Origin of the sequence: Streptomyces sp., from assembly GCF_031181555.1 — a bacterium.
Taxonomy (GTDB): Bacteria; Actinomycetota; Actinomycetes; order Streptomycetales; family Streptomycetaceae; genus Streptomyces; species Streptomyces fimbriatus.
Genome location: NZ_JAPSKQ010000087.1, coordinates 17,550 through 27,166, shown reverse-complemented (window position 1 = coordinate 27,166; position 9,617 = coordinate 17,550). Strand labels below are relative to the sequence as shown.

The following is a 9,617-nucleotide window of genomic DNA, read 5'->3' as shown; positions in this document are numbered from 1 at the left end:
CCGCTCGCCAGCCCGAAGACGACTCCCGTGCTGAAGTCCAGGACCCGCTTGGCGACCTCCGTCTCCGCCCCGGTCAGGTCGAGCAGCACCGGTATCCCGGCCATCAGTGTCTCGGCGACGTCGCGGGCGTCCGCGAACACGTTCACGCGCAGGACGACGAAGCGGCGCCGCGCCTCGGTCTCGGCCTCGGGTATGGACCGGTGACCCACCGCGGACGGCCAGGCGTCACGGCCACGCAGCGGCACGACCTGGGCGAGCCCCTCCCACTGTTCGTCGGTGACATCGTGGCTGTTCACCGGCATGCTCCGTCCTGGGTCGCACTGGCTGTCTGCATCGGGTAATTCTTACGCATGGTCACCCGTTCGGCCCAACAACGACACGCTCCGCCATCTCGGGGCACCTCCTGCCGGACCCGCACGGCGTGACGCGTGTCCCCGCGCGCCCCGGAGGCGGCCGTGGTGCGGTGGTGGTGGCGGTGGCCGGGAACACGAGCCGGACCACAGTCGTTGCACTCGCTACAACCCCCATGTGAGGAGTCACCTACTTGTCCGCCAGACCGACGGACCCTCCGGGACACAGTCCCGGACCATCCCGCCACAACACTGTTGATCGCGGCACCCGGCGGGGTGGTGTTCGATGAGTGCCGCCGAGGCCCTGCTGGGCCTGTTCGCCGTGTTCGTGCTCACCGCCGGCACCGGCTACTTCGTCGCCCAGGAGTTCGCCTACGTCTCCGCCGACCGGCTCGCGCTCGCCCGTGAGGCCGAGGCCGGGGACCGGAAGGCCGCCCGCGCCCTGAAGGTGCTGCAGCGGTTGTCGTTCATGCTGTCGGGCGCCCAGCTCGGCATCACCGTCACCGGCCTGGTCGTCGGCTTCATCGCCGAGCCGTCGGTGTCCGCGCTGCTCCGGCCCGCGCTGTCCGGCCTCGGCCTGCCGGACGCGGCCGTGAGCGGCGTCTCCGTGGTGCTGGCCTTCGTCCTCGCCACCGTCGTGCAGATGGTGCTGGGCGAGCTGGCCCCGAAGAACCTCGCCATCGCCGTGCCGGAACGGCTGGCGAAGGCGCTGGCCGGCTCCACCCTGGCGTATCTGAAGGTCGTCGGGCCGGTCGTGCGGATCTTCGACGGCGCGGCCGACCGGCTGCTGCGCCGCGTCGGCATCGAGCCGGTCGAGGAGCTGCACCACGGCGCCACGCTGGAGGAGCTCGGCCATCTGATCGGCGAGTCCCACGAGAGCGGCGCGCTGCCCGAGGACACCGCCACCCTGCTGGATCACGCGCTGGACTTCTCCGAGCGCACCCTGCGCGAGGTGATGGTGCCGCGCGCGGACGCCGTGTTCGTGCGCAAGGACGCGAGCGCCGACCAGGCGGTCGGGCTGATCGCCGCCCACGGCCACTCGAACTACCCCGTGCTCGGCGATCACCCCGACGACGTCGCGGGCGTGCTGGGCGTGCGCGAGCTGATGGCGCTGCCCGCCGGCCGGCTGTCCGCCGCCACCGCGGGCGCGGTGGCCCGCCGGCCCCTGCTGCTGCCGGACACGCTCCCGCTGCCCGACGCGGTGGCGCGGATGCGCGAGCAGGACGACGAGTTCGCCGTCGTCCTGGACGAGCACGGCGGCGTGGCCGGCATCGTCACCTACGAGGACATCGCCGAGGAACTGGTCGGCGACATCGCCGACGAGACCGACACCGTCACCGAGGCGGCGGTCGCGGACGGCGACGGCTGGCTCGTGGACGCCGGCCGCCGGCTGGACGAGGTGGCCGAGGCGACCGGCGTGCACCTGCCCGAGGAGGACGACTACGACACGGTGGCCGGACTGATCGTGGACCGGCTGGGCCGCTTCCCCACCGTCGGTGACCGGATCACCGTCGAGCTGCCCGCGGGCGGCGGCGCGGTGATCGACGTGCGCACGCTCGACCGGCACGTGGCCGAGCGCGTGCGGATCACCCCCCTGGTGGAGGAACGGACGAAGGCGGAGGAGCCCTCATGAGTTTCCCGACGGCTCTCTTCGTGACCGTGCTGCTGCTGGTCGGCAGCGGGTTCTTCGTGGCCGCCGAGTTCGCTCTGGTCGCCGCCAGACGACACCGCGTGGAGAAGGCGGCGGCCGAGGGACGGCGCGGCGCCGGAGCGGCCCTGGCCGGCATGCGCGAGCTGTCGCTCATGCTCGCCGGCGCCCAGCTCGGCATCACGGTGTGCACGCTGGGCCTGGGCTCGGTGTCCAAGCCCGCGATCTCCCACGAACTCGACCCGCTGCTGCACAAGCTGGGCCTGCCCGGCGCGCTCAGCTACGGCATCGCCTTCGCCGTGGCGATGATCGTGGTGGTGTTCCTGCACATGGTGATCGGCGAAATGGCGCCCAAGTCGTGGGCGATCGCCCATCCGGAGCGCTCCGCCATGCTGCTGTCGCCGCCCTTCCGGGGCGTGGTGAAGGCCGTACGGCCGCTGATCCGGCTGCTCAACGCGGTCAGCAACGCACTCGTACGGCTGTGCCGGGTCACCCCGCGCGACGAGCTCGCCTCCGTCCACAACCGGGAGCAGCTCACCCACCTGGTGACGGAGTCCGAGCGGCTCGGCCTGATCAGCACGGCCGACTCGCAGCTGCTCACGCGGTCGCTGACCGAGCCCGGGACACCGGTCGGTGCGCTGTGCGTCCCGGCCGCGCGGATCACCTCGGTCGACGGCGACGCCGGCATCGACGAGCTGCTGCGGGTGGCCACCGCCCACGACCGCACCCGGCTGCTCGTCCGCGAGGGCGGCGCGGTCCTCGGCGCGGTGCACGCCCGTGACGCCCTGGTCGCCCGGTCCCGCGGCCGGGCCACGCGCGCCCGCGAACTGGCCCGCCCGGTACCGGAGGTGACGGACACCACGACGATCGCCGACGCGATCGACACGCTGCGCCGCCGCCGGGCCACCCTGGCCGTGGTCCGCGACGACACGGGCCGGCTGACGGGCATGGTCACGCTGGACGACCTGCTGGCCCGGCTGGTGCAGCCGACGCCCGCGGGCTGAGCCGGTGGGCGGCCGCCGCCACGCCGACGCGTCCTCGGACACGTCGGCGTGGCGGCCCGCCCTCCCGTCGCACGGTCGTCGTCGCCTCCCGCCGCGAGCGTTCGCTTCCGTGGGCCCCTGACTGATGCGGCGCGGAACGCGGCGGACCCCGTCCTCCTGTCCGAGACGCGGGACGACCGGGGGAAGTGGCTGGAGGAACACCACCACGACAGGTCCGGGGTGTGGCCGGGGATCCCGGGAAGGACTCAGGCCGGGCCGGCGCCGACTACGCCACCGCGCTGGAGTGCGCGCTGCGCCACGGCTGGATCGACGGGCGCGGGAAGAAGCTGGACGACACGCACCGGCTCCGGCGCTTCACCCCCGCGCGTGACCACCGTGGACGGCCGGCCGCGCTCATCGAGCGGGGCCGGATGCGGGAGTCCGGGCTGCGCGAGGTGGAGAGGGCGAGGCGGACGGCCGCCGGGAGGCGGCGTACGCGAGCCGGAGCACGGCGCCGGTCCCCGCGACCTGCGCGCGGCCCTGGACGCGGTCCCGGCGGCCCGTGACTTCTTCGACGCCCTCGACAGCCGCGACCGCTGCGCGGTCCTCCGCCGGACCGAGGAGGTCGAGCGGCCGCAGACCCGGGCGGCCCGCATCGAGAGGTTCGTCGCCGTGCTCGCCGGGGGGAGGAAGCCCCGCCCCCGACGGCACGGGGACGTGACGGCGCACCGCGGCGGTCCGGGCGGCACGGCCCGGACCGCCGCGGTGTCAGCCGGCGACGACCGCCTCCGCCGCCGCCACGCCGCAGACCCGGGCCGCGCCGTGGGTGGCGATGTGCAGGGCGCCGCGCGGGGAGGACTGCGGTACGCCCATCTCCACGACCACGGTGTCCGGGTCGGCGGCGAGCAGGGTGTCCAGGGCCGTGCGCATCCACGGGTGCCGGTGCTCGTCGCGGACCACGGCGACGACGCGCCGGCCGCCGGCCGCCTTCAGCGCCTCCTCGCCGGCGTCGGGGCCGGCGAAGAAGCCGGTGGTGGTGCCCGGCAGCAGCCGTTCCAGCTCCGCGCCGACGCCCCAGGGCGTCTCGTCGCCCACGGCGATGTTCGCGCCCGGGGTGAACGTGGCCACGTAGACCGGTCCGGCGGGCGGGGCGGTGGGCCGGGTGCGGGTGACGGTCACCGCGCGGCGGGCCGCCGTGAGACCGATCTCCGGCCCGGGCGCGGCCGCCGGGGCCGGGGAGCGCCGTGCCCGCGTGGTCCAGTCGGCCAGGGCGCGGACCCGGGCGGCGGCGTCCGCCAGCCGTTCCTCGGGCAGCTCGCCGGAGCGGACGGCGGCGACGAGCGCGTCCTGGAGGCGTTGCACGGTGCCCTCGTCGCACAGCCCGCCGCCCACGCAGATCGCGTCGGCGCCGGCCGCGAGGGCGAGGACGCTGCCGCGTTCGATGCCGTAGGTGCCGGCGATGGCGTTCATCTCCATGCCGTCGGTGACGATCAGGCCGTCGTAGCCCAGTTCGCCGCGGAGCAGCTCGGTCAGGACGCGCCGGGACAACGTTGCCGGGACGTCCGGATCCAGGGCCGGGACCAGGATGTGGGCGCTCATCACCGCGCGGGTTCCGGCGGCGATCGCCGCGCGGAACGGCGCCAGGTCCCGCTCGGCCAGCAGGGCCGGGTCCGCGTCGATGCGCGGCAGCGCGAGGTGGGAGTCGACGGCCGTGTCCCCGTGCCCGGGGAAGTGCTTGGTGCAGGCCGCCACGCCCGCCGACTGCAGGCCGGTGACGTAGGCGGCGGTGTGCCGGGCGGCCAGGGCGGGATCGGCGCCGAAGGACCGCACGCCGATCACCGGGTTGTCGGGGTTGGCGTTCACGTCGGCCGAGGGCGCCCAGTTGAGGGTGACCCCGCAGGCGGCGAGGCGGCGGCCCAGTTCGGCGGCCACCTCCTGGGTGAGCGCCACGTCGTCCACCGCGCCGAGCGCGTGGTTGCCGGGGAAGGAGGAGCCGGTGCGCACCTCCAGGCGGGTGACGTCGCCGCTCTCCTCGTCGATGGCGACCAGGACGTCGTCGCGTTCGGCGCGCAGCCGGGCGGTCAGGGCGGCGAGCTGCTCGGGCGCGGTGATGTTGCGTCCGAACAGGCCGACCGAGGCGAGGCCCGCGCCGAGGCGGCGCAGCAGCCAGTCGGGGGCGGTGGTGCCGGCGAAGCCGGGCTGGAGGACGGTGAGGGCGTCCCGGGTCAGGGTGTCGGTCGTACCGCTGGCGAGTGTGGTCATCGGGTGGCGTTATCCCTTCACGGCGCCCGCGGTGAGGCCGCTGACGGCCTTGCGCTGCAGGAAGACGAAGAGGATCAGGATCGGAATGGCGAACAGGGACGAGGCGGCCATGGTCGCGCCCCAGTCGTTGCCGAACTGGCTCTGGAAGCTGGACAGCCACAGCGGCAGCGTCTGGGCCTCGGCGTCCTTGTTGAGCACCAGGACGAGGGCGAACTCGTTCCAGGCGGTGATGAAGCCGAACATCGAGGTGGCCATCAGGCCAGGGGCGAGCAGCGGCAGGATGACCCGGCGGAACGCCTGGGCGCGGGTGCAGCCGTCGACCATCGCCGACTCCTCCAGCTCCTTCGGCACGGCGGCGACGAAGCCGCGCAGCGTCAGGATGGTGAAGGGGAGGATCATCATCGTGTAGAAGAGCGTCAGCGGCACGAGGCTGTTCAGCATGGACGCGTCCCGCACGATCATGTAGATCGCGATGATCATGACTTCCCAGGGCGCCATCTGGGCCAGCATGAAGCCGATGACGAAACCGCGCCGCCCCTTGAACCGCATCCGCGCGAGGGCGAAGGAACCGGCCAGCGCGATGATCAGCGAGAAGACGACGGCGAGGCCGGTGACGGTCAGCGAGTTGGTGACGTACGTCCAGAAGTGCTCGACGTCGGTCGCGGTCCTGAAGTGTTCGAAGGTGACGTCGGTCGGGAACCAGACCGGGTTCTCCGAGATGATGTCGCCGGTCGGCTTGAAGGCCGTGGCGAACATCCAGTACACGGGGAAGACGAAGCCGATGAACAGGACGACGGCCGTGACGTTGGGCCACAGGCGGCCGAAGAGCGAGCGCTTCACAGCTCGTCCTCCTCTTGCTTGAGCACGATCCTGAGGTAGTAGGCGGTCAGGCCGAGCAGGATCAGGATGGTCAGGGTGGCGATCGCCGCACCCATGCCGTAGTGCTGGTTGCCCATGCCCTCGACGTAGGCGTAGACGGGCAGGATCTCGGTGAGCCGGTCGGGGCCGCCGTTGTTGAAGAGCTGGACCTGGACGAACGCCTTGAAGACCCAGATGATCTCCAGGAAGGTCGTCGCGTAGAGGAACGGCCGCAGGAACGGCATGGTGACCGTCGTGAAGCTCCGCCAGGCGCCGGCGCCGTCGAGGGACGCGGCCTCGTAGAGCTCCTTCGGGATGGTGGTGGTCGCCGCGTAGAGGTTGATCGCGACGAACGGGATGGACATCCACACGATCAGCAGGGTGACGACGAAGAACGTCGACATCTGGCTGCTGGTCCAGCTGTAGTCGGCCATGGAGTGCCAGCCGAGCTTGTCCAGCACCCAGTTGACGACGCCGAAGCGCTGGGCGAACAGCCACTGGTAGACGGTGGTGGCGGACACGATCGGCATGGCCCAGGCCAGTACCAGGCCGATCATCAGCGTGAACCGCATCCACTTGCCCAGGCGGGCGAGCAGCAGGCCGGTCAACGCGCCCAGGACCATGATCAGGACGACGTTGACCGCCGTGAACAGGATCGAGCGAAGGGTGACCCGCCAGAAGTCCTCGCTGGTGAGGGTCTCCTTGTAGTTGTCGACGCCGTTCCACTCGGTGACGTGCTGGATCAGCTGCGCCATGTTGAGGTTCTGGAACGACAGCAGAACGTCCTTCAGCAGCGGCCAGCCGAGCAGCAGCACGGTGGCCGCGCAGGCGGGCAGCAGCAACAGGTACGGGGCGAGCGCGCCGGCGCGCGACGCGGCTCGCGGTGTCGGCCTGCCGGATCCCCCGTCGTCCGCCTTGCGGACGTCCGCCGGGCCGGAGGGCGGCCGTTCGGTCTGCACGGTCATGCTCGCGATCTCTCTTCTCGACGTACTCGACGCCGGGGCGGGGACCGGCGAGTGGCCGGCCCCCGCCCCGTCCGTGCGTTCGGGCGCCTACTGCTGCTGCGCCAGGCGCTTGTTGAACTCGCCCTCGACCTGCTTGGCGGCCTCGGCCGGGGACTTTCCGTTCAGGACGGCGGTCAGGTACGTCTTGATCGGGTTGGGCGCGTTCTCCACCGCGGCCCACTCCGGGATCAGCGGCGTGGTGCCGCCGACGGCGGCGGCCGGCGCGCCGGCCTCGGCGGCGGCGTTGCCCTTGAGGTTGCTCTGCAGCGACTCCTTGTTGGGGATGACGCCGTTGAGCTTGGCGAGCTGTCCCTCGAACTTGTCGGACAGGGCGATCTTCAGGAACTCCTTGGCGAGCTCCTGCTTCTTGCTGCCCGCGGCGACGGCGAGGTTGGAGCCGCCGAGGAAGACGCCCTCGGGCTTGTCGGCGGTCTCACCCGGGATGGTGAAGTAGCCGATCTCCTTCTCGATCTTCGGGTTGGCCTTGACCGCGATGCCGGCTTCCCAGCCCATGCCGATGAACGCGCCGACGTTGCCCTTGGCGAAGACCTCGCCCTGCTGCGGGGTGGCCTCGTCCTTGTCCTTGGGCGCCTTGGACAGGGCCTGGAACTTCTTGTAGGTCTCCGCGGCGGCGGCGACCTTCGGGTCGCCGAGGTTGGAGACGTACTTGTCGCCGTCCTTCTTGACCAGCTCGCCGCCCTCGCCGATCACCAGGCCGACGAAGTGGTACCAGTTCTGGCCCGGCAGGTAGATCGGCTCGGCGTCGGTCTTCTCACCGATCGTCTTGAGGGCGTCGTAGAACTCGTCGCGGGTCTTCGGGGTGTCCTTCAGCCCCGCGTCCGCCCAGACCTTCTTGTTGTAGAGGACGACGCGGTTGACGACGTACCACGGCACCGCGTACTGCTTGCCCTCGTAGACGGACGACTCGTTGAGGGACTCGGTCCAGTCGGCACCGATCTCGGACTTGAGGTCGCCCAGGTCGGCGAGGCCGCCGGTCTTGGCGTAGGCCGGGGTCTGGGTGTTGCCGATCTCGAAGACGTCCGGCGGGTTCTCCTCGGACAGCGCGGTGGTCAGCTTCTGCTGGATGCCGTTCCACTGCTGGACCTCGAACGTGACCTTCGCCTTGGTCTTCGCCTCGAACTCGGCGGCGAGGTCCTTCTGCCACTGGTCCGGCGAGGAGCCGTCCATCACCCACACGGTGAGCGTCTCGCCGGCGTACCCGTCCGCGCCGGCCTTCTTGCCCCCGTCACCGCCGTCGTCGCCGCCGCACGCAGCGACGGAGAACAACATGCCCGCGACCCCGATCGCGGCTATCAGCTTGCGCTTCACGCGCCACCCCTCCTCAGGAATTGCCTTGCACACCCACGCCCTCGGCGGTGACCCTCACACGGCGCAACAGCTCGGTGGGCTGGGACCCGGCTTCCCCTAAATGGTTTAGACCAGCAAGGGGAGCTTGGCCTAGACCTATGGCTCTGTCAAGGGTCGCGTCCGCCCCCGCCGATAACGACTCCGACACCCCCGCCGGGAGCCCGAACTCCCCCCAAACCCGTACGCGTCGACAGTTGGACTAGACCAAAAAGAGGACGCACGGTTATAACGGGTTCGCCGAGCGTGCGGCGCCGAACCCGGCGGTCCGCCGACGTGCACCGCGGCCGGCGTCTGCCGTCCGCGCGCCGGACACCGCAGCCGGAAGGCAGGTCATGAGCACGGACGTCAGCAGCGCCCAGGCCCGGTCGGGGGCGCCCGGCCGTACCGGCCGTACCGAGCGCGTGCCGAAGTACTACGGCATCAAGCAGCGGCTCCTGCGGATGACCGAGGCGCGCGCGCCGGGCTCGCCGATGCCGGCCGAGCGCCTCCTCGCCGCCGAGTTCCGCACCTCGCGCACCACCGTCCGCAAGGCCATGCAGGAACTCGTCAGCGAGGGCCGCCTGGACCGCATCCAGGGCAAGGGCACCTTCGTGGCGCGTCCGAAGGTGTACCGGACGCTCCAACTGACCTCGTACACCGAGGACATGCGTGCCCAGGGCCTCGATCCCGCCTCGCGGATCCTGGACATCGGGTACATCGCCGCCGACGAGGAGCTGGCGGCCCTGCTCGAAGTGGAGCGCGGCGACCGGGTGCTGCGCATCGAGCGGCTGCGGCTGGCCGGCGGCGAGCCCATGGCCATCGAGACGACCCATCTGTCCGCACGGCGCTTCCCCGGCCTGCGCCGCAACCTGGCCCGCTACACCTCGCTCTACACGACGCTCGCCGAGGTGTACGGCGTACGCCCGGCGGAGGCCGACGAGACCATCGAGACGTCCCCGGCCACACCGCGCGAGGCCGGGCTGCTGGCCACCGACGTGGGCCTGCCGATGCTGCTGCTGTCCCGCCACTCCCGGGACCGGACGGGGACGCCGGTCGAGTGGGTCCGCTCGGTGTACCGCGGCTCGCGCTACCGGTTCACGGCCGTCCTGACCCGGCCGGCGCCCTGATCCGTCCGGGGCTCTCACCCGGCCGGCGCCCCTGCCCG

At 71.9% G+C, this 9,617-nt stretch carries 8 protein-coding genes and 1 pseudogene; 4 read left to right on the top strand and 5 right to left on the bottom strand.

Going from position 1 to position 9,617, the window contains the following annotated elements; all coding sequences use genetic code 11:
• The coding region (gene sepF, locus RIM90_RS18665; RefSeq protein WP_309061854.1) for a cell division protein SepF at positions 1-302 on the bottom strand (302 nt) is incomplete at its 3' end.
• Between the two features lie 334 nt (positions 303-636).
• Between sepF and RIM90_RS18660 the strand changes: the two genes are divergently transcribed.
• The 3 genes and pseudogenes from RIM90_RS18660 to RIM90_RS18650 all read left to right on the top strand — a co-directional run.
• Positions 637-1,983, top strand: a complete 1,347-nt coding sequence (locus RIM90_RS18660) for a hemolysin family protein (RefSeq protein WP_309061853.1) — start codon at positions 637-639, stop codon at positions 1,981-1,983.
• Positions 1,980-3,002 (top strand): hemolysin family protein, encoded by a 1,023-nt coding sequence (locus RIM90_RS18655; protein ID WP_309061852.1) that lies wholly within the window; start codon positions 1,980-1,982, stop codon positions 3,000-3,002. Before RIM90_RS18660 ends, RIM90_RS18655 begins: the two co-directional genes overlap by 4 nt.
• A 48-nt stretch (positions 3,003-3,050) precedes the next feature.
• Positions 3,051-3,650, top strand: a pseudogene (locus tag RIM90_RS18650) (YdeI/OmpD-associated family protein); the annotation flags it as partial.
• A gap of 99 nt (positions 3,651-3,749) precedes the next feature.
• Here the strand turns inward: RIM90_RS18650 and RIM90_RS18645 are convergent.
• The 4 genes from RIM90_RS18645 to RIM90_RS18630 form a co-directional block, all read right to left on the bottom strand.
• The gene (locus RIM90_RS18645) at positions 3,750-5,243 is read right to left on the bottom strand and encodes a glycoside hydrolase family 3 protein (protein WP_309061851.1); all 1,494 of its coding nucleotides are present in this window, start codon (positions 5,241-5,243) and stop codon (positions 3,750-3,752) included.
• Positions 5,244-5,252: 9 nt separating this feature from the next.
• Positions 5,253-6,083, bottom strand: a complete 831-nt coding sequence (locus tag RIM90_RS18640) for a carbohydrate ABC transporter permease (protein ID WP_309061850.1) — start codon at positions 6,081-6,083, stop codon at positions 5,253-5,255.
• Positions 6,080-7,066 (bottom strand): sugar ABC transporter permease, encoded by a 987-nt coding sequence (locus RIM90_RS18635; RefSeq protein ID WP_309061849.1) that lies wholly within the window; start codon positions 7,064-7,066, stop codon positions 6,080-6,082. The genes RIM90_RS18640 and RIM90_RS18635 overlap by 4 nt, the downstream gene beginning before the upstream one ends.
• 87 nt (positions 7,067-7,153) lie before the next feature.
• Positions 7,154-8,434, bottom strand: a complete 1,281-nt coding sequence (locus RIM90_RS18630) for an extracellular solute-binding protein (protein ID WP_309061848.1) — start codon at positions 8,432-8,434, stop codon at positions 7,154-7,156.
• Between the two features lie 371 nt (positions 8,435-8,805).
• On the opposite strand from RIM90_RS18630, the gene RIM90_RS18625 reads away from it, so the two are divergent.
• Entirely contained in the window at positions 8,806-9,579 is a 774-nt protein-coding gene (locus RIM90_RS18625; protein ID WP_309061847.1) for a GntR family transcriptional regulator, read from the top strand.
• Positions 9,580-9,617 lie beyond the last annotated feature (38 nt).

Bases quoted from the DNA above. Each gene is read 5' to 3' on its own strand.
- RIM90_RS18660 (WP_309061853.1), top strand. From the start codon at position 637: ATGAGTGCCGCCGAGGCCCTGCTGGGCCTGTTCGCCGTGTTCGTGCTC.
- RIM90_RS18655 (WP_309061852.1), top strand. From the start codon at position 1,980: ATGAGTTTCCCGACGGCTCTCTTCGTGACCGTGCTGCTGCTGGTCGGC.
- RIM90_RS18645 (WP_309061851.1), bottom strand. From the start codon at position 5,243: ATGACCACACTCGCCAGCGGTACGACCGACACCCTGACCCGGGACGCC.
- RIM90_RS18635 (WP_309061849.1), bottom strand. From the start codon at position 7,066: ATGACCGTGCAGACCGAACGGCCGCCCTCCGGCCCGGCGGACGTCCGC.
- RIM90_RS18625 (WP_309061847.1), top strand. From the start codon at position 8,806: ATGAGCACGGACGTCAGCAGCGCCCAGGCCCGGTCGGGGGCGCCCGGC.